Here is a 19,580-nt window from a genome sequence, read left to right as displayed (position 1 = left end):
TCTTATTTAGTTTCAATCAGTTTTCATTTCCTGAAAATTTAATAGTCGAGCCGTTCATATGCTTGACCCGAGCAGAAATCTCTTTGTGACGGCCATTAACCATCGGACGAGCTTGCGGATTTCCTAGATAACCACAAGTCCGCTTGACTACGTCAACTGTCTTAGGATCGCTGTTGCCACAGTTTGGACAGGTGAAGCCACGCTCCGTCGGCGTGAAATCTCCCTCAAAGTCACACTTGTAACAGTGATCAATTGGCGTATTTGTACCTAAGTAACCAACTCGGTCATAAGCATAGTCCCAGACAGCTTCCAGAGCCTTGGGATTTTGTTGCAGAACAGGGTATTCACAGTAATGGATAAAGCCACCTGAGGCCCCCACTTCTGGATAAATTTTCTCAAAGTCCAATTTTTCAAAAGGTGTTGGATTTTTACGCACATCGTAGTGGAAAGAGTTGGTATAGTATTCCTTGTCTGTAATATCTGGAACAAGCCCAAACTTCTCAGTATCCAACCGGCAGAATCGGTCGGTCAGACTTTCAGATGGCGTCGAATAAACAGAGAAATGATAGTCATATTCGTCTGACCATTCACCAACCAAACGCTTCATTTCTTTGACAATATCCACCGTAAATTCTTTAGCTTCTGGGTTGTCTTCCCACTCTCCTCCATAAAAGGCAGTTGCAACTTCGTAAAGACCGATATAACCAAGTGAAACTGTTGCTCTGCGGTGAGTAAAGAGCTGGTCGACTTGATCATATTTGCCCAAGCGTTTACCAAAAGCACCGTATTGATACAAGATTGGAGCATTAGCAGGTGTTGCTTCCTTGGTTCGCTCTACCCGATAGACCAAAGCATCCTTAGCAATTGCCATTCGCTCAGCAAATAAGGACCAGAATTTATCCTTATCTCCTTCAGCTTCCAGTGCAATCCGAGGTAGGTTGACAGTCACAACTCCCAGATTCATACGGCCGGAATTGACTTCTTCGCCATTCTCATCCTTCCAACCTTGAAGGAAAGAACGGCAACCCATCGGAACCTTGAAAGAGCCCGTCAAATCAATGATTTTATCATAAGAAAGGACATCTGGATACATCCGTTTCGTCGCACATTCTAGCGCCAGCTGTTTGATATCGTAGTTGGGACTTCCAGGCTCTAAATTAAGGCCACGCTTAAGAGTGAAAATCAACTTAGGAAAGATAGCCGTCCGATGTTCACTTCCCAAGCCCATGATACGGATGTTGAGAATTGATTTTTGAATCTCGCGTTCAAAGCGATTGGTCCCCAGACCAAAACCTAAAGAAGTGAAGGGGGTTTGTCCATTAGAGGTAAAGAGCGTGTTAATCTCATACTCTAAGGACTGCATAGCATCATAGATATCTTTTTTAGTTTTTTCCCAAGCGTAATCAGCTCTTTTATCAGCTAGCACCCAATCTTTGGCATCTCTTAAATGCTTCTCGTAATTGAGCTCTGCGTAAGGAGCCAAGACTTCATCGATTCGGTCAGCTGAACAGCCTCCATACTGACTAGAAGCTACATTGGCAATAATCTGCGAGATTTGAGCTGTCGCAGTCTGAATAGACTTAGGACTCTCTACTTCGGCATTTCCAATCTTGAAACCATTTTTTAGCATGCCCTTAAAATCAATCAAGCAGCAGTTGGTCATTGGTGTATATGGGCTATAATCCAAATCATGGTAGTGGATATCGCCCTTTTGATGGGCATTGGCTACGTGAGGAGGTAGCATCTTAAGACCGATAGACTTACCAACAATACCCGCTGTTAAATCCCGTTGGGTGTTAAAAACATCGCTGTCTTTGTTGGCATTTTCGTTGACCACTGTTTGATCTTTATTGAGCAATTTGTCAATAGTAAAATTAATATCGGTTGCCTGAGAACGGTCAAAGTCACGCTGGGTTCGATACGAGATATAGGCCTTGGCAATAGCATATTCATTGGCATTCAAAAGCTCATGCTCAACGATGTTTTGGATTTCATAAATCTTCACATCCCGAGAAAAACGATGAGTGATTTCAGCAACAATCTTCTCCGTAATTCCTTCAAGCTTGGCTTCAAGCAAAGGAGACATGGGCGTCACTTCACAGGCCGCTTTGACCAAGGCTTTATAAATCTTGTCAACGTCAAAATTCACGCGCCGTCCATCGCGTTTAACTACATAAATATTAGGAATACAGGTCACTGTTTCTTCTCTTAAAGTAATCATTTCCTATCCTCCGTTCGTACATGACTCATTATAACACTATAAAATAAAAAATCAATATCTTGTGTAATATTTTTAATTTTTTTAATTAAAACACAAGATATTGATAATGTTATTTGAGCTCGTAAAGCTTGAACTGGCTAGTATCTAGGCCAATTTTCTTATAATTTGAAGATATTATTTTTTTGACTTTCCCTAGTAGAGGGACTTTTTTGTTGACCACAATATAGCGTGGTAGATTCGCATCTAGCTGATTTCCTAATAAAATCTTATTCTCTTCGGTATCTAAGTATAATTTAGGACTTAGGATGGTTGCCGCAGACAAACGGCCGGTTGATTGGTAGAGGCTAGCTGTGCTGTCCCAAGCATAGATTTTATCGTCCTTAGCTGACTCCTCACGGATATACTTGCTAACCACAGCCCGTTCTGCTTCTTCCTCACCAGCTAATAGATAGCGTTGAACAACTGGTGATGCGACTAAAAAGGCCATCGCTAACACAGGTAAAAATAAATTTCCAGCAAAATAATTTTTCCAAATAGAAGGAGTCCGCCTTTTTCTCGTATGACGTCCCTCTGAAAAATTCTTGTTAAACCAAATCGCCAAGAGAATCATCACAAAAGGAATCATAGGCAATAACTGGAAATTTCCCTGACTTGGCAGAAAGATATTTACTAAGAACAGAGTTAAAATTCCTAAAACCCCCAAATATCGGAAAGGTTTTGCATTTTTATCTACCAAAGATACCATTCCCATAACCAAGGCTGTTAGAAAACCAAGACCAACAAACAGGCCGCCCATTATGAGTAAAGTAGGAAGATCGGATACTTGTAATCCTAAACTTTCAAAGCTGTACGTCACTTGGCTAATTGCTACACCAAAAGTTCCCTTCCAAACAGTGTAATATCCCAGCGGATAAAAGACCAGTGAAAAACCAAGTAAACTAGCTAAAAATTGATAAAATCCTCGGGCCAAGCGTTTACGAGCAATATGAAAAATGGTCCAAACAAGAAACACCAAACCATAGAAGACAATACTAGTGAATGGATCCACCATGAAAGCCAAGGCTCCAATAGCTCCCAGCAAGATGAAACCATTATCCCCCACTCGATCATTGACATAGCGAGTTAAGAAATTTAGGCTCCACATAATAAAAGGAAGGACAAAAATACTTGCATAGAGGCCACCAAAACCAAGAGTGATGACCAAGAGATAAAAAAGCGGAAGCAGTTGCTGCGCCAGAACCTTTTTTCCAGTCATTTGATAGATAAACTGAAAAAGGAAAATTCCAGCTATAAAGAGTGCTAAAAATTGCAGGACAGCAAAAAGAAGACTTCCCATAAAAAGATTCCCTAACCATGCTATCACATAATACAACATGCCACTCGTGCCATAAAATTGACCGTAAGCTACTTGGCCCTGGGTCATTGCCCAGCCGGCATATAGATTTTGCGTCTGTAGATTTGTCGCCAACGAGGCAAATAAGGGATTGGCCACGCTGAAGAAGCTAGCTATGAAACTCCAGAGTAGCAATTTCCCAAAAGGAACACTCGCAGGCTTCAAGCTTTCTTCCTGAAGTTGTACTCCTGCTTTCGCTTCTTCTGGCTGGATTTCTTGTTCTTTTTTTTCTTCTATTTTCGCTTCAAGTTGCACTTCTGCCTCTTGATTGTTGAATTCATCAAACATAATAACTCTCCTCGATATAGTCTTTACTTAGTATATCAAAAAGTCTTCTGTCTGTCAGTTTTCCATTTACACTCCTCTCGAAAGACTGGACCACTTGGCAGAATCTACTTCTAGCTTTAAGACCTGCTTGTCTTTGGTCGCTTTAGACTTTGCCAAGGTTTCTAATTCCCGAAATCTTAGGTAGATTTTTGAAAACGGCCTTTCTGCTTTTCTTTGAACAAACTCTAATTTCATGAAAAATTCCTTTTACTTTTTTATTCGTAAAAAAATGAGAAGGAAATTTGTACCCTCAATAGGGTAAAACAAATCCTTCTCATTAGGTTTATCATGATCAAAGCATTGGCGCAAAAAGCTGAACGATCTCTTTCAGAAGATTTTGGTACCAAGTAGATTTAAAGACACCGTCATGAACCTCTGTTGACACCTCAAAGATACTTTCAAAATCGGCTTTTATGTCTGCTAAAGCAGGTACTTTATATAAAAGCACAGCATTCTCATAGTGATGGACCAAGCTACGGTAGTCAAAGTTTATGGTGCCTACTACTGCTAGTTCATCGTCCGCAATCACATTCTTACTATGAACAAATCCCGGTGTGTATTCGTAAATACGCACACCGGCCTCTAAAAGCTCACGATAAGATCCTCGGGTAATCGGTTGAATAAGCTTCTTATCTGTAATATAAGGCGTGACAATCCGAACATCCACTCCCCGCATGGCAGCGTTTTTTATATTTTCGGTTAAGTCATAGTCGATAATCAAATAAGGACTGGTGATATAGACATAGTCCGTTGCCTGACTGATAATATTCTGGTAAACATTTTTCCCGACCTGTGTTCGATACATGGGCTTAGGTCCGCTCCCATATGGAATATAGAGCCCCTTGCCTTCTACTGCTTTGTTTTCTAAATGATACTTATCAAAATCCGTAATTTCACCTCGGTTGATGTACCAATTCATTAGAAACAGCCTGGTCAGCGCCTTAACGGCCCGACCATCTAAGCGAATCCCACCATCTTTCCAATGGCCGAAGCGGACAATATGATTAATGTATTCGTCAGCCATATTGATACCACCTGTGTAGCCAATCTGACCATCAATCACAAGAATTTTACGATGATCTCGGTTGTTGTAGGCCACCGTCATACGCGGAATCACCTTATTGAACTTATGTGCATTAATCCCCAAGGAACGCAAAGTTTCCGTATAATCTCCTGGTAAAGTCGCCATACAGCCGATGTCATCATAGAGGAGCTTGATTTCTACTCCTTGAGCAGCCTTTTCCTTCAGAATCTCCAGAATACTATTCCACATCTTGCCTTCTTCGATAATATAGTATTCCAGAAAGATGAATTTTTCTGCTGATTTCAGGTCTTCTAAAATAGCAGCATACATATCTTCTCCCAAGGCAAAATACTGAGACGCAGTCCCGTCGTAAACATCCGCATTATGGTCCATACTAAGCAAGGACTTAACTATCCCAAAAGCTGATTTATTTTTCTTTTTCAGGTCCAATCTCAGCTCATAACTATTGTCCTCACGAAACTTCATGGAGTCCATGCTGCGCAACTGCTTCATTTCTTTTCGAGACAGCCTGCGTTCTCCAAACATAAGATAAATCAGAGGCCCTACAACTGGGATAAAAGTAACCAAAAGCCAGGTTACTTTGCTTTCAGGTGTCATAGAACGATTGACAATCGAAAAAATCGTACCAACTGTTAATAAGGTGACTACAAGAATCCATAAATCCTTATTAATTTCACCTAAATAAAAGAAAAGCCAAAATATAAAGAAGAGTTCCAGTAGCATGACAATGATGCTAAAACCATATTTTGACATCAATAAGCGAAACTTTCTCACACACCCACTCCTCAATTTTCTTATATTTAAGTATAGCGGGGCCTTCTCAATAAATCAAGCAAAAACAGACTGGTCTTCTGATAGATATTAAAAAAACAAGACTGGAGTACCCAGTCTTGTGAAGCCTTATTGTTTAGTGAAGACAATTGTGTCATCTTGATCCTGCTCTTGATCAATATCTTCAACAGTCAGTTGATTGCCATTGACATAGTAGCGATGAACATCGTCACCAATAATCATTCGCTGATTTGTGCTATCAATTTCGACTTGTTCAATTTCTTTCTCACCATCTCGCTCCAAGGTAGTTAAGGTTCCTTTACCAGATGAAATCGTCAAGGTCAATTGATCGCCTTCATGCGTAGCTGTATAGGTTCCGTCCAATTCTGTACTTGCAGCGGTTGTTGCTGACGAAGAAGAGGTCGAAGTCGTTGCACTACTTGAACTTGAAGCAGAAGTTGAAGTTGACGTCGAACTTGAAGATGCCGAAGAGTTTGAAGCTTGACTGGTTTGAGATGGCTGAGTTTGACTATTACCATTGCTACAAGCTGCCAAAGCAAGAGCTACTATAGCTGTTAGGGATAAAATCGTCGCTTTTTTTGAAAAAGTCATAATCCTTCCTCCTTTAATCATAGGGGGTTTTAGAGCTGGCACAGAAGTATGTTTTGCCTACTTTTTGCTAGTTCCATCCTCATTATAACAAAGACCTTTTCCAACCGTCAATCTATCTCTCCTTTTAAAAACTGACGGACCTCCGCAATGAAATAGAGAGACCCAGTTACAAACAATAAACGATGAGGATTATCATCCTGCAAATAGTCTTTTAGAAAATCTCTATAATCCCTGATAAAGGGAAGTTCCCCTGCTTCTTGCTCGCCTATCGTTTCGCCATATGAAAAACTAGTCAGCAACAAGCTTGCCTGGGGTAGTTCCTCTTGCAAATAATGAAGCATTTCCGAATAGTCTTTTCGCTTTAAAGCCCCAAACAAGATCAGAATCTCTTTGTCCTTTTCTTGCTTAATAAACTCGACCAAGCGCTCAACTGCAGGTAGATTATGGGCTCCATCTAAATAAATGCCATCGCAGACTTTTTCCAAACGGCCTGCCCAGCTAGTTTGAGCTAAAGCTTTTTTTACTAAACTCAGATCTAGATTCCATGACTGACGCTCCATAAATAAAAGAAAAGCTTCCACAGCCACAGCCGCATTTTCTTCCTGGTAGGTCCCTGACAAGCCCAATTCTACATCTAGCCAGGAGAAATCACGAGCCCGAAGCTCCTTGTTCTTGAGAGAAAAATCTTGGCCATACTCATATAAGTCGATCTTCAACTCCTTTGCCCGCTCTCGACAAACTTGTCTTGCAACTTCTGGCAGAGGTCCGATAACAGCCGGACTACCTACTTTAAAAATCCCCGCTTTTTGTTCTGCAATCTCCTCAAGTGTCGTTCCCAAGGTCTCCTGATGATCAAGGCCAATCGATGTAATGACTGAGACACTTCCTGTGATAACATTCGTTGTATCTAACAAACCACCTATTCCCACCTCAATCAAGGCTACATCCACCTCTTGCTCTGCAAAATACAAAAAGGCAATTAAACTGAGGATTTCAAAATAAGAAAGTTGATCCTGGGGCATCAGTGCGTTTTGCTCCATCTTGCGCACTTGATCACCCAACCTAGAGAAATCACTCTCCGAAATCGGCTGCCCATTTAAGCAAATCCGATCATGAACAGTCTCCATATGAGGTGAAGTAAAAGTCCCAACTTTCTTTTGATGTTGGTCAAATAAGTTTTGCAAAAAGGCTACTGTCGATCCTTTACCATTCGTTCCAGTTACATGAATGGTTGGGTAGGCTTTTTCTGGATGAGCGAGCAAACGGATTGCCTGCTCCATTCGCCCAAGTCCAGTCCGAAAATTTAGCCCAATTCGGCTATCCAGCCAGTTTTCTATCTTCTCCATCTTTACTCCTAGTAAAAAGAGAGCCGAGTGAATGATCAACCAGCTCTCTTTTTTCAATTAATCATATAGCTTACGTTTGAGACTCCGAGTTAACAATAAACTATCTGTTTAACAAATTTAAGTATTCGTCCCTTTTAACCAGAACAAAATTAATCTATCCAGAACATCTAAACCAGCCTCGCTCATTGAGCGAACTGAGGCAGTCTCTAGATTTGCCTTGCTTTTTTATTTGACAAAGGCTGAAATACTCTTACTCTTCCATGAAGCTGTTGAAAACTTCTTCAATCATATTCCATTCTTCTTCAGCATCTTCTGGAATAGGCTGAAGGTCACCTTCAGTTCCATCTTCATTTTCTGTGAATGAGTATGCTTGAATTTCAACTTCACCATTTTCATCTTCTTCAGCATTAGCTGGTACAAGAAGGACATAATTTTTTCCAAATTCTTCCATACCGTCAATGGTCAAGAGAATTTCAAACAAGGTTTCATTGCCTTGCTCATCCACCAAAGTAATCAATTCGCGCTCTTCATGTTCGTGGTCATGGTTATGATCATGTGCCATATTCATCTCCCTCAATCTTTCTAATAATTTCTATCTAAATAATTCTGCAAAATCAGCTGGGCCGCTAATTTATCAATCACTTTCTTGCGTTTGTTCCGACTAACATCTGCTTGCTCAATTAGCATTCGCTCAGCTGCCACTGTTGTTAAGCGCTCATCTTGATACTCAACCGGCAAGCCAAACAACTCTGTTACTTTAGCTCCGTAGGCCTGACTAGCTTCTACACGGGGACCGCTAGTATTATTCATATTTTTAGGAAGACCGATGACAAACTTATCAACCTTGTATTCAGCAACAAGCTCACCAAGGCGCTCAAAACCAAACTCTTCCTGATCTTCATTGATCTGGATAATTTCCAAACCCTGAGCTGTAAACCCAAGCGGGTCGCTAATAGCCACTCCCACTGTCTTAGAGCCCACATCCAATCCCATAATTCTCATTAAAGATCGATGCCCTGCCCTTTCAAATAATAACGAACCAATTCTTCAACAATTTCATCTCGTTCATATTTGCGAATCTGATTGCGAGCATTGTTATAACGAGGTACGTACGCAGGATCCCCACTGAGAACATACCCAACGATTTGGTTGATTGGATTGTAGCCTTTTTCATTCAGCGATGTATAAACATCCGTCAACGTTTCGCTAATCTCTTTTTTATTTGAATCGTCGAGATTAAAACGTACTGTTTCATCTGTAAATCCCACAATTACACCCTCTTTCGTTAGAATATTATCATTATACCATATTTCAGATCTTTTCACAAATGTTACAAATCAATATCAGCCCATAAAATAAGCAAAAATGACGGTCTTCTACTATTCTTCTTTTGCGCCATTCAAAAGTTGATTTTCAACATACTGAGCTGGATTCATCTTCAGCAGTTCTTTTAGCTTTAAAGCTTTTAAATATTCTGTTTCTGCAGCCTTATCTACATCCAAGGTTTGAAAATCCAGATTAGTCACACGCTTGAGCTCATTCTCATTTAAAATCTGTAAGGACATAGAGAAACCTGGCAAATCCTTTACTTGTTGATAATGTTCATCTGCTTCCAAGGATCTATTGAGTACTGCTTGAGCTTCTTCTACACCATATTCCTTTATCGCTTGCTTTAAATCATCTGCATTTGGACTAACCTGCTCTATACTTAAACTTAAAAATTGCTCGTCTTTATAAGTCACTACCTGCTTTTGCTGTGAGCCATTCTCAGTTTTTGGAAAGACCAAGGTCTTTGTTACTACTGTGTTCTTTTCCGCATTTGAAATAATCGGCAAGGTTGTATCCAACTTATCCTCAGAAGTTGAAGCGGACGAAGCAGTATGTGATTTTTTCTGACCGCAGGCCGTCAGTGTAAGTAAAACAAGGCCTAACAATAGCACTATCTTTTTCATTTTTTAGCCTCCTACGCCTATTTTACCACACTCATAACTCCTGTCAACGCTAAATTCGTAAAGTAAAAAAGGTCTGAAAACCCGCCCATTCACTATCACTAGCAAATCGGCTTGTTCAGACTCCTTTTTCTTTATAATGGGCTATTTATAGAGCTGCTCTCAAACGAGCCTCTGCATTTTCAACGTTACGGACAGAACGTGGAAGAAAGGCACGAATGTCATCTTCTTTATAGCCAACTTGGAGGCGTTTATCGTCAACCAAGATAGGGCTTTTCAAGATACGTGGGGTTTCCATGATAATATCAATCACTTCACTCACACTTAAATCCTCAATATCAACACCAAGACCTTTTGCATAGCGATTTTTAGAAGAGACAATGCTCGCAACGCCATTTTCAGTTTTGGTCAAAATATCTAAAATTTCTTCTTTTGTGATTCCCTCTTTGCCGAGGTTCTGTTCTTTGTAGGTTAATTGATGGGCATTAAGCCAGGTCTTTGCTTTCTTACAGCTTGTACAACTTGAAACTGTGTAAATTGTAATCATGTAAGGACTCCTTTCAGTACCCGATACTACTATCGTAGTCTATTATACCACAAAAACCATCGGTCTTGCGACCTATTTTGGAAAAATTACTCCTCGATTTCTATAGCATCGTCTAGTTCAAGAGTCACTTCTTCAATGTTTTCAGTGATTTTCCCTGTTGTTTCAGCCGCAGTTGCTTCCCCTTCTTGATCATCTTCAATTAAGCCAAAACGGACACGGACTTGACGGTCGATTTCGTCAAAGACTTCTGGGTGATCTGCCAAATATTTCTTGGCATTTTCAGAACCTTGACCAATCTTCTCATCATTATAAGAATACCAAGCACCTGCTTTTTTGATGATATTTAAGTCTGTTGCAATCTTAATAAGTTCACCAGTTTTAGAAATTCCTTCTCCGTACATGATTTCCACAAAGGCTTCTTTAAATGGCGGAGCTACCTTGTTTTTCACGACCTTAATCTTGGTTTCCTTACCAACGTTTGTATCCTTAGCGTCACCAGTTCCTTTAATTTGAGTATTTCCACGAACATCCAAACGTACAGAAGCATAGAATTTCAAGGCACGGCCACCTGGTGTTGTTTCAGGATTTCCAAACATAACCCCAACCTTTTCGCGAAGTTGGTTGATAAAGATGGCAATTGTTTTTGTTTTATTGATAGAAGCAGACAGTTTACGCATGGCCTGACTCATCATCCGAGCCTGCAGACCAACGTGGCTATCTCCAATATCGCCATCGATTTCCGCACGTGGTACAAGAGCTGCAACGGAGTCGATGACAACTAAATCAACTGCACCAGAGTCAATCAATTTTCCTGCAATTTCTAAACCTTGCTCACCAGAATCTGGTTGAGATAGCAACAGCTCATCAATATTGACACCTAGAGCAGCCGCGTAAGATGGATCCAAAGCGTGCTCTGCATCAATAAAGGCTGCAATACCACCCTCTTTTTGCGCTTGAGCAACAGCATGAAGGGCAACAGTCGTCTTACCAGAAGACTCTGGACCGTAGATTTCAATGATACGTCCCTTAGGATAACCACCGGCACCAAGGGCGATATCCAAGGCCAAAGATCCTGAGCTCATGACTTGAACCTTTTGTTCTGCTCGCTCGCCCAGACGCATAATCGCTCCCTTACCGAAGTCCTTTTCAATGTTCTTCAGGGCGTTGTCCAAAGCCTTTTGGCGTTCGTCTCCAAATTTTTTTGTAATATCATCTAGATTCTTTTGTTTCTTTGCCATTAATTTCTCCTATTTTTTCTAAAAATATCTTTTGGCTATCTTTTAATTATATCAAAAATTAACTATTTAATAAAGTCTTTCGCACTAGGTTAAAGGCGTGCAGAACAGCGATTTTTCGTACATCTCGGCGACTGCGTCCAGCAATATTGACCTTAATAGTTTCCGTTCCTGCAGCACTAGCTAAACCGATAAAAACGGTCCCTGCTGGATGGCCTTCCAGTGAATCTGGTCCAGCCACGCCTGTCAGACTGACAGCCAAGTCGCTTTCGGTCAGCTTTCTAGCCTGCTCTGCCATTTCCCCAGCCGTAAAAGCTGAAACAACCCCATGTTCCTCCAGCTCTCCCAGCGGAATGTCCAGCATCCGGCTCTTTTCCTCCATGCTATAGGTGACGAAGCCACCTGAAAAAATAGCTGAAGCTCCAGCAAAATCTGCCAAAGTCGCTTGGAAGAGACCTGCTGTCAGACTCTCTGCTGCTGAAATCGTCTTTCCTTGACTCTTGAGCAAGTCAAAAGCCACCTGAGCCAAGGAATTGTCATCCCCATAACCATAGAAAATCTCTGACAGAGACTGGTCTTCAAAAGTCTTATGTGACAAAATTTCCTTTTCCACAGCATCAAACTTGGTGTCGGCTTCTGCCTGACTCAAGGCCTTGGTGGACAGTCGTAGGGTAACTTCCCCTGTCTTTGCATAAGGAGCAATGGTGGGGTCACTTTGCTGATCAATCATCTCTGACAAAATAGTCACTAGCTGACTCTCGCCGATACCAAAGAAGCGCAACACTCGTGAGTACAACTTTTGACCTGTGGATAAGATGGGAACCAACTCGTTATTGACCATAGGTTTGAGCTCGCTAGGCGGACCAGGCAGAACTACATAAGTCACCCCATTATCTTCTACTAAACCGCCAACAGCTAAACCAGTCGCATTTGGTAAAGGAGTTGATCCTTCGACTAGCTGGGCCTGACGCTCATTGTTGGGCGTTCGAGCATAATCTGGTCGGCTGGCAAAAAAACGATCCAACTTTTCCACAGCATCAGGGTCGAAACTCAACTCTCGACCTAAAAACTTAGCCAAGGTCTGCTTGGTCAAATCATCCTCTGTTGGCCCCAAGCCTCCTGTCAAGATAATTAGATTACTACGTCCTTTTGCAATCTCTAGGATAGAGAGGAGACGATTTTCATTGTCCCCTACAGCTGTCTGAAAATAGACATCAATCCCCAGACTAGCCAGTTTCTCAGATAAAAATTGGGCATTGGTATTGACAATCTGACCTGTCAGAATCTCGGTGCCCACAGCAATAATTTCTGCTTTCATAGAACCTCCTACCTTACTATTCGGAATTGGCTTTATTTTATCACAAAAACAAGCAAAAAAGTTGATTTTCATTTTAAGAAGTTAAATAGTTTGTCAACTTGCTTGACAGACTTGTCAACATGTTGTGGAAAACTTTTGGAAAGTTATCTGTTATGGAGAATAACTGGATTGTTAGGGAAATGCTATTGGCAAATGGTTTCATTATTTTTATAATAAAGATGAAAAAAGGAAATCAGCTAAATAATTTTATTTGAAGAAAGGAGATCATCATGAAAATTTCACAAGTACTCAAAGATATTCGTCAACAAAATCAACTCACTCAGGAGGCCTTGGCGGAAAGGCTCAAGGTTTCCCGCTCTGCCATTGCTCGCTGGGAAAGCAAAAAAGGTATCCCTGAAATTGGAAATCTCATCGCTATCAGTCGGGAATTTGATATCAGCCTGGACACACTCATCAAGGAGGACGGGCGTTTGGAGAAAAAGGTCATCGAAGACAGCAAGGCCAAGAAATGGCATTATTTAGTTATCCTCTACCTTTTTTCCATCTTGGTTTATATTGGTGTCTTTGCCTACTTCCACCATATCTTTATGGCTGGCTTCCTCATCTCCACCCTCTTTATGCTATTCTATGAACTGCGCATCTTTATCAAGGAAAAGATTTGGATGCAGAAGGAAGAATGAGGAGATATAGAGAACAACAAAAAACCTAGAAGTTCCAGACGTCTAGGTTTTCATTTATTTATAGACAATAAGGTAATGATGAAAGCAATGATATTGTTGCAACAATGAAGGGCAATTGGATACCAGATATTTTTGTCCTTTCTCAGATACAAGAGCGAGAAAAGAAGACCTGCGGCAATATAGGAAATAGCTGTCACCCACTCTGATAAGGCCCAGCTGTGCATATGAAGAGTGGCAAATAGAATGGTTGTCAACACAATACCTAGCCAGTCAGAGAATTTTGCCAAGAAAGTGCCTAGGAAAAAGCGGCGGAAGAAAAACTCTTCAACGAACGGCCCGATAAAGGAACCGAAAACCAAGATTAGAAAGGGATTTTTCAACAAGGCACCTTGAATATTGGCATCATTCTGCCCCTGCAGTGGCAGGCCCAGACTATACTTGATGAAGGCTGAAAGAAAGTTGCAGGCAATGGACAGGAGGAAAACAAAGACCATATACAAGGAAATCGTTTTTAGAAATTCCTTCTTCTTAGTCAGAATCAAGGCTAGCTGCTCCTTTAATTCTTCCCGATAAGCTAAGATTCCCAAAATAAATAAAAGGAAATAAACTGGGTAAATCAACCAATTTATCCCAAGCAGTTCCAAGCCTCTACCTAAAAAGAAGATTGTATAGAGGGTGATAAAAATAAGGAGGAATTTTCTTGTTTTCATTGTTCTACTTCCAATCACAATTATTTTCATGGTCATTGATAAGGCCAGCTGCTTCTAAGAATGAATAGACACAAACTGGACCGACAAATTTGAAGCCTTGCTTTTTCAGCGCCTTGGACATAGTTTCTGAAAGCTCGGTCTTAGTTGGGGCTTCCTCGTAGTTCGTAATTTGATTGTCAATCGTTTTGAAATCTACAAAGGACCAGATATAGTCATTAAAAGAGCCAAACTGCTTTTGAACAGCCAAAAAAGCTTGGGCATTAGCCCTAGTTGCATAAATTTTCATCTTGTTACGGATGATATCGGCATTGTCCAACAAACCATCCAGATCCGCATCCGTCATCTGAGCAATTTTCTGGGCATCATAGAAATGAAAAGCTTCCCGAAAAGCCTGACGTTTATTCAGAATGGTCTCCCAAGAAAGTCCAGCCTGATAGGTCTCCATGCAGAGCAATTCAAATAATTTCTGATCATTATGGAGAGGTTTGCCCCACTCCTCATCATGATAGGCCACATATAAGGGGTTGTTCATTTTTACCCAGCCGCAGCGTTTGGTCATATCTTCCTCCTATTTCACCAACATCTTAAGAGCAGACTTGATATAGTTTTCTGCTGTATCCGTCGTTCCTTCAAAGAATTTCTTGATTTTCTTAAGCTCAGCAGCCTTATAGCCCAAAGCCAGCATGGCTTCCATGGCTTCTTCCAGTTCTTGGTTTTCATTGCTAGCTTGCACTACAGCCTTGGCAGAAAGATCGTCACCAGCTATTACCACCTTACCTTCCAAGTCTAGCACCATCTGCTGGGCTGTTTTCTTACCAATCTTAGGAAACTTGGTTAGGTAGGTGATGTTTTTTTGCTCAATAGCTTGTACCAAGCCAGCATTATCATCTGCAGCAATGATAGCCAGGGCAGACACTGGGCCAATACCTGAGACTGAAATCAAGCTGAGAAAGAGTTGCTTCTCCTCCTCGGTCGCAAAACCGTACAGGAGCTCTGCATCTTCTCTCACCACCTGGTGCACATAGACCTTAGCTTCCTGATGAAGACGCCCTGAGTATGCATAAGGGTTGGCCACATGAAGAATATAGCCAATAGAGTTGACTTCCAATACGATGTACTTGGCTGTAATTTTACTGATGATTCCTTTAAAATATTCGTACATAATCTTCCTTCTTTTTGTATCATTTTGCCTATCTAGTATACCATATTTTCTGTCTGGAAACTGCAAACAGAAGTGCAACCATTGGTTGACAAAATGTACAGAAAGCTGTATTCTCAAGATAAATAAAAGCTGTTAGGATAGAGATAGAAAAAAAAGGAGGCTGTGATGATGAAACTCGCTGATAAATTATTTGAACTAAGAAAAGAAAAAGGCTGGTCACAAGAAAAGCTGGCAGAACAAATCAATGTCTCTCGCCAAAGCATTTCCAAGTGGGAGTCTGGCCAAGCACTGCCAGAGCTGGAAAAAATTGTAGAGCTGAGCAAGATTTTCCAGGTGACGACAGATTATCTGCTTTTAGAAGACAGCGACAAGCCGGAAATAAAACCCGTCCTCTCAGAAGACGAAAAAGATCGCTACTATAAGCAAGTAAAATCTTATGGCTTCTGGCAGGTTCTGTATATTTTTGTATCAGCCCTAGCTATCTTTCTCTTCTTTGCAGGTTCTAGTTTTCCAGCAAAATTCACTGCCCTGGTCTGGTTGAGCTTTTTCCTCTTAATCGCATCCGCAATAGCTATTAACAAGGCGCTAAAGATTAAGAAAAAGTATCTGGACAAGGTTATAGGCCTTGATGAGGATTCTAAGAAAGAAGGTGCTAAAGATGAAACTAAAAACTGACAATCCCATACCTGTCAAAACTCGTCTGAAAGAACTCTTTGGCGACTGGCTCTTCATCTCAGGCTACCTCATTTCTTTATTTTTACTAGCTATGGGCTTTTACAATCTAGTTCTAGGAGGCATTCCTGCATTCACTGAAGCCCAGAGCCAGCTTCTGGCTTTTTCTAGCTCCGTCCTGCCTCTAACTATCATCTTTGCTTGGCTAGACTATCGAAAAGGAAGTTTTGGCAAGCGTTGGGCAGGTTTACAGTTGGTTTACAAGCACAGGAACCTTTCCCACAGCCTTTTGCGATCTGCTATCAAGTTTTTCCCTTGGCAGCTGGGACATCTGGGAGCTATCCGTAGTGCTTATCAAGCAGATGCCCTGTCAATTTTCTTGTCAACTTCAGCAGGGATTCTCTTCTTGGCCTTTCTGCTAATGGGACTACTTCGCAAGGACAAACGCCATCCAGCTGATTTACTTACTGGAACACAAGTTCAGCTTAAAAATTCAAAACAGCTCTAGTTCTATAACTAGGGCTGTTTGATTTTCTATAAAGTTTAGTATTTCCCTAACTCCCGCAGGCTAGTATGATTTTCCTGAATGCGGCGGAACATTTTTTCCATATCCGACTTGGTAAAGTTAACCAAGACCGGCCGGCCGTGTGGGCAGTTATAAGGATTGTCACACTGGGACAGCTGAAAGAGCAAGTCACGCGCAGAGTAGTCATCCAGACTGTGATTGGCCTTGATGGAGCGTTTGCAGCTCATCATAATGGCTAGCTCTGCTCGATATTTCTTGATGGAAACTTCCTTGGTCAGGAGAAGCATATCACACATTTCATAGATTCCGGCCTCAATCTCCTCTTCCTTGAACCAAATGGGATGCTCGCGGAGGATAAACTGGTTGGCTCCGTACTCTTCTAAAAAGATGCCTGCATCTTCTAACAGCTCCATCCGCTGCTTGATTCGCAACATATCGTCCGCTGGAAATTCAAAGATATAGGGCACCAAGAGCTGCTGCTGGCTATTGTCCACATCCCCTATCTTCTCCCGATAATACTCATACTTGACCCGCTCCTGGGCAGCATGCTGGTCAATAATGTAAAGACCGCCCTTGCCCTGAGCAAAGAGATAGGTACCATGCATCTGACCGAAATATTCTAACTCTGGGAAGCTTGATTTCTCTTCCTGTTCCAACTTATCCACAGCCCGCTCCAGACTGGCCTGGTCTAGCTCTGGATGGTCTAGTTGGTCATAGCTAACTGACTTTCTCTCTGCAAATTTGACTGAAGTTGGTTGTGGCTCTGCTTTTTCATTTGTCGCTTCATGAACAGGCCCTGCTGATTCTTCAAAGGATAGCTGCTGCTCGGCCACCTGTGGCTTGAGGAAAAAGTCATTCTGCTCCTTATCGTAGTAGAGGCGATTTTCTTTCAGCGGAAGACTGGTCTGTTCGGGCTTAGTCGCACGCTTAACAGTTGATTTGGCTAGATTTTCCAAAGCATCCGGGATAAGATCCTGCTCCTTGAGACTAGCCGCAATGGCTTGCGAAATCAAGGCCATGAGTTCCCGCTCTTTAGAAATTCGCACCTCTTGCTTGGTCGGATGGACATTGACATCGGCCAGATAGGGGTCAATCTGAATATTGATGACCGCGAGTGGAAAGCGACCTACCATAAGCTTGCTGCCGTAGCCGTCCAGAATAGCACGATTGAGCAGAAAGTTCTTAATATAGCGACCGTTGATGAGAATCGTAATATAATTCCGATTTGCACGAGTCAGCTCAGGCAGACTGACATAGCCGCTCACCTCAAAGTCCAAGTCTGAAGCAGAGATTTCCACCATTTTCTTAGCTGTTGCCAGACCATAGATGCCTGCAATAGCCTGACGCAGATTACCACTGCCGGCAGTCCGTGTCATTTCTCGGCCGTCGCTGATAAGGGTGAAAGCCACTTCTGGATGGGCCAGACTAAGCCGATTAATCACATCAACGATATGGGATAGCTCAGCCTGCTGGCTCTTCATATACTTGAGCCGGGCGGGAGTATTGAAGAAAAGATCTTCTATCTTGATTTTCGTTCCCACTGGACTGCTGGTAGGCTCGTGCTCTTCTATCTCACCGCCTTGGGCAACTAGCAAAGTCCCGTGCTGGCCATTTTCTGTTGCAGTCTCAATGGTAAAACGCGAGACAGAAGCAATGGAAGGAATGGCCTCGCCGCGAAAACCCAGTGTCCGAATCCGAAAGAGATCCGCCTGTTTCTTGATTTTACTGGTAGCATGGCGGCGAAGGGCCAGAGGGACATCTTCGTGATCTATGCCCTCGCCATTATCCGTCACCTGGATAGTCTTGAGTCCGGCCGCCTCGATTTCGATGGTAATTTGGCTAGCACCCGCATCAAGTGAATTTTCCACCAGCTCCTTGACCACGCTGCTAGGTCGCTCAATGACCTCACCGGCCGCAATCTGATTGGCTAGAATTTCTGGAAGTTCGATAATTTTTGACATCATTTTCTCCGTATTTGTTCTGCTATCTATTATAACACATTGGGCTCTTTCTATCAGAAGGCAGCCTTTTCTCAACCACTCTGCTCACAAGACAAACCAGATAGACACAAATAGCTGCCACATAGACAAAGGGGCTTGTTTTCGCTGCCAAGTTGCGGTTTAATAAAGGTGAAAGGAGGAAGTTATGAAAGTTAAGCTAAGAATCGATTCTCAAGTCACCGAAGACTCCGTCAGCATTGAGGCTCGCCTCATGACAGAAAGCATTCAGGAATTGGTCCACTTTGCTCAACATCTAGGCAAAGAAGACAAGATTCATGTCAAAAAAGAAGATGAAATCTATCTGCTGGATGCTAAGGAAATCCACCGAATCTATACAGAAAATCGCCAGGTTCAGGTTCGAACAGCAAAAGATGGCTATCGAGTTCAACAAGCTCTTTATCAGTTGCTGCAGGTCCTGCCGGACTATTTCCTGCAGATTTCTCAGTCGGAGATTATCAACAGCCGACAAATCAGCCACCTCAAGCTGACTCCAAATGGTCTGATTCAAATATTTCTGAAAAACGGTGATCAGACATACTCGTCCCGCCGCTATCTTAAATCTATCAAAGAAAGGTTGCAATTATGAAAACTCGTCTTAAAGAACTCTTTTTCGGAGGGATTGGAGGGATTTTCATCGGTCTCTTCTTCTCCATGATTGTTTCTTATTTTTACAATCCAGCTTATCTACCGCTGCACCCTCGCTCTCCTATCGGCCACTTCTTTTTGAGCCAGCATGTCCATGTTTCCCTCATTATGCTCTACTGCCTGCTTATCTGGTTTATCATGGGAGCTATTTTCAGATGGAGCGGAAGCTTCTTCCAAAGAGACTGGAGCATCCTGCGCTCCGTCGTCAGCCACTATGGCGTGATGATTCTGACCTTTGCACTTTTGGCAAATCTAGCCGGATTTTTCCCAAGAGAAAAAATAATTAGCCTGACACTGACTGCTGTCGGGGAATTCACCCTTATCTATCTAATCATTTCAGGCGCCATCTACTACCACACTTACCGCAACATTCAAAAAATCAATAGCGGTTTGTCTAGCAAATCGTGAGAAATAAAAAGAG

General features: G+C 42.0%; 22 protein-coding genes. 5 read left to right on the top strand and 17 right to left on the bottom strand.

Annotation, left to right across the window (positions count from 1 at the left end; genetic code table 11):
• Positions 1–16: 16 nt before the first annotated feature.
• From nrdD to O3640_RS09905, 13 genes are all read right to left on the bottom strand, one after another.
• A complete protein-coding gene (gene nrdD, locus O3640_RS09965; RefSeq protein WP_227221659.1) occupies positions 17–2,221 on the bottom strand; it encodes an anaerobic ribonucleoside-triphosphate reductase in 2,205 nt (734 codons plus the stop codon).
• Positions 2,222–2,330: 109 nt separating this feature from the next.
• Positions 2,331–3,902, bottom strand: coding sequence for a glycosyltransferase family 39 protein (locus O3640_RS09960; protein WP_227221658.1), 1,572 nt, complete (start codon positions 3,900–3,902; stop codon positions 2,331–2,333).
• Between the two features lie 66 nt (positions 3,903–3,968).
• Positions 3,969–4,136: a hypothetical protein gene (locus O3640_RS09955; protein WP_182311017.1), complete on the bottom strand. Its 168-nt coding sequence runs from the start codon at positions 4,134–4,136 to the stop codon at positions 3,969–3,971.
• Positions 4,137–4,233: 97 nt separating this feature from the next.
• Positions 4,234–5,739: a cardiolipin synthase gene (cls, locus tag O3640_RS09950; RefSeq protein WP_227955291.1), complete on the bottom strand. Its 1,506-nt coding sequence runs from the start codon at positions 5,737–5,739 to the stop codon at positions 4,234–4,236.
• A 147-nt stretch (positions 5,740–5,886) separates the two neighbouring features.
• Positions 5,887–6,369, bottom strand: coding sequence for an SP_0198 family lipoprotein (locus tag O3640_RS09945; protein ID WP_227955274.1), 483 nt, complete (start codon positions 6,367–6,369; stop codon positions 5,887–5,889).
• 107 nt (positions 6,370–6,476) lie between these two features.
• On the bottom strand, positions 6,477–7,715 hold the full coding sequence (locus O3640_RS09940; protein WP_227955272.1) for a folylpolyglutamate synthase/dihydrofolate synthase family protein: 1,239 nt from the start codon (positions 7,713–7,715) through the stop codon (positions 6,477–6,479).
• Between the two features lie 250 nt (positions 7,716–7,965).
• Positions 7,966–8,277, bottom strand: a complete 312-nt coding sequence (locus tag O3640_RS09935) for a DUF1292 domain-containing protein (RefSeq protein ID WP_008809966.1) — start codon at positions 8,275–8,277, stop codon at positions 7,966–7,968.
• A 20-nt stretch (positions 8,278–8,297) separates the two neighbouring features.
• Entirely contained in the window at positions 8,298–8,717 is a 420-nt protein-coding gene (ruvX, locus tag O3640_RS09930) for a Holliday junction resolvase RuvX (protein WP_012131012.1), read from the bottom strand.
• Positions 8,717–8,983 (bottom strand): IreB family regulatory phosphoprotein, encoded by a 267-nt coding sequence (locus tag O3640_RS09925; RefSeq protein WP_008809968.1) that lies wholly within the window; start codon positions 8,981–8,983, stop codon positions 8,717–8,719. The genes ruvX and O3640_RS09925 overlap by 1 nt, the downstream gene beginning before the upstream one ends.
• A gap of 111 nt (positions 8,984–9,094) precedes the next feature.
• Complete coding sequence (locus O3640_RS09920) at positions 9,095–9,667, bottom strand: SP0191 family lipoprotein (RefSeq protein ID WP_012131013.1); 573 nt, start codon at positions 9,665–9,667, stop codon at positions 9,095–9,097.
• A 145-nt stretch (positions 9,668–9,812) separates the two neighbouring features.
• Positions 9,813–10,211, bottom strand: coding sequence for a transcriptional regulator Spx (gene spx / locus O3640_RS09915; RefSeq protein WP_008809970.1), 399 nt, complete (start codon positions 10,209–10,211; stop codon positions 9,813–9,815).
• An 86-nt stretch (positions 10,212–10,297) separates the two neighbouring features.
• Complete coding sequence (gene recA, locus O3640_RS09910) at positions 10,298–11,449, bottom strand: recombinase RecA (RefSeq protein WP_012131014.1); 1,152 nt, start codon at positions 11,447–11,449, stop codon at positions 10,298–10,300.
• A gap of 58 nt (positions 11,450–11,507) precedes the next feature.
• The gene (locus O3640_RS09905) at positions 11,508–12,764 is read right to left on the bottom strand and encodes a competence/damage-inducible protein A (RefSeq protein ID WP_045634772.1); all 1,257 of its coding nucleotides are present in this window, start codon (positions 12,762–12,764) and stop codon (positions 11,508–11,510) included.
• Between the two features lie 269 nt (positions 12,765–13,033).
• Between O3640_RS09905 and O3640_RS09900 the strand changes: the two genes are divergently transcribed.
• A complete protein-coding gene (locus tag O3640_RS09900) occupies positions 13,034–13,444 on the top strand; it encodes a helix-turn-helix domain-containing protein (RefSeq protein WP_045634771.1) in 411 nt (136 codons plus the stop codon).
• A 50-nt stretch (positions 13,445–13,494) separates the two neighbouring features.
• On the opposite strand, the gene O3640_RS09895 is transcribed toward O3640_RS09900, so the two are convergent.
• The 3 genes from O3640_RS09895 to ruvA are packed head-to-tail and all read right to left on the bottom strand — an operon-like array spanning position 13,495 to position 15,316.
• A complete protein-coding gene (locus O3640_RS09895; RefSeq protein WP_045634770.1) occupies positions 13,495–14,154 on the bottom strand; it encodes a CPBP family intramembrane glutamic endopeptidase in 660 nt (219 codons plus the stop codon).
• A gap of 4 nt (positions 14,155–14,158) precedes the next feature.
• A complete protein-coding gene (locus O3640_RS09890) occupies positions 14,159–14,713 on the bottom strand; it encodes a DNA-3-methyladenine glycosylase I (protein ID WP_045634769.1) in 555 nt (184 codons plus the stop codon).
• A 9-nt stretch (positions 14,714–14,722) separates the two neighbouring features.
• Complete coding sequence (gene ruvA / locus O3640_RS09885) at positions 14,723–15,316, bottom strand: Holliday junction branch migration protein RuvA (protein ID WP_045634768.1); 594 nt, start codon at positions 15,314–15,316, stop codon at positions 14,723–14,725.
• 168 nt (positions 15,317–15,484) lie between these two features.
• Between ruvA and O3640_RS09880 the strand changes: the two genes are divergently transcribed.
• Both O3640_RS09880 and O3640_RS09875 read left to right on the top strand, forming a co-directional pair.
• Complete coding sequence (locus tag O3640_RS09880; protein WP_045634808.1) at positions 15,485–15,991, top strand: helix-turn-helix domain-containing protein; 507 nt, start codon at positions 15,485–15,487, stop codon at positions 15,989–15,991.
• On the top strand, positions 15,975–16,496 hold the full coding sequence (locus O3640_RS09875) for an RDD family protein (protein ID WP_061596048.1): 522 nt from the start codon (positions 15,975–15,977) through the stop codon (positions 16,494–16,496). Before O3640_RS09880 ends, O3640_RS09875 begins: the two co-directional genes overlap by 17 nt.
• Positions 16,497–16,531: 35 nt before the next feature.
• Here the strand turns inward: O3640_RS09875 and mutL are convergent, their stop codons facing one another.
• On the bottom strand, positions 16,532–18,475 hold the full coding sequence (gene mutL, locus O3640_RS09870; RefSeq protein ID WP_371586853.1) for a DNA mismatch repair endonuclease MutL: 1,944 nt from the start codon (positions 18,473–18,475) through the stop codon (positions 16,532–16,534).
• Between the two features lie 184 nt (positions 18,476–18,659).
• Here mutL and O3640_RS09865 point away from each other — a divergent pair, with 184 nt between their 5' ends.
• Together O3640_RS09865 and O3640_RS09860 are read left to right on the top strand one after the other, a co-directional pair.
• The gene (locus O3640_RS09865; protein ID WP_008809980.1) at positions 18,660–19,100 is read left to right on the top strand and encodes a LytTR family DNA-binding domain-containing protein; all 441 of its coding nucleotides are present in this window, start codon (positions 18,660–18,662) and stop codon (positions 19,098–19,100) included.
• Positions 19,097–19,567 (top strand): DUF3021 family protein, encoded by a 471-nt coding sequence (locus tag O3640_RS09860; RefSeq protein WP_008809981.1) that lies wholly within the window; start codon positions 19,097–19,099, stop codon positions 19,565–19,567. Before O3640_RS09865 ends, O3640_RS09860 begins: the two co-directional genes overlap by 4 nt.
• The last annotated feature ends 13 nt before the right edge of the window (positions 19,568–19,580 follow it).

The organism is Streptococcus sp. 27098_8_75, assembly GCF_041432475.1.
Classification (GTDB): domain Bacteria; phylum Bacillota; class Bacilli; order Lactobacillales; family Streptococcaceae; genus Streptococcus; species Streptococcus gordonii.
This window is presented reverse-complemented; position numbering and strand designations above follow the sequence as displayed.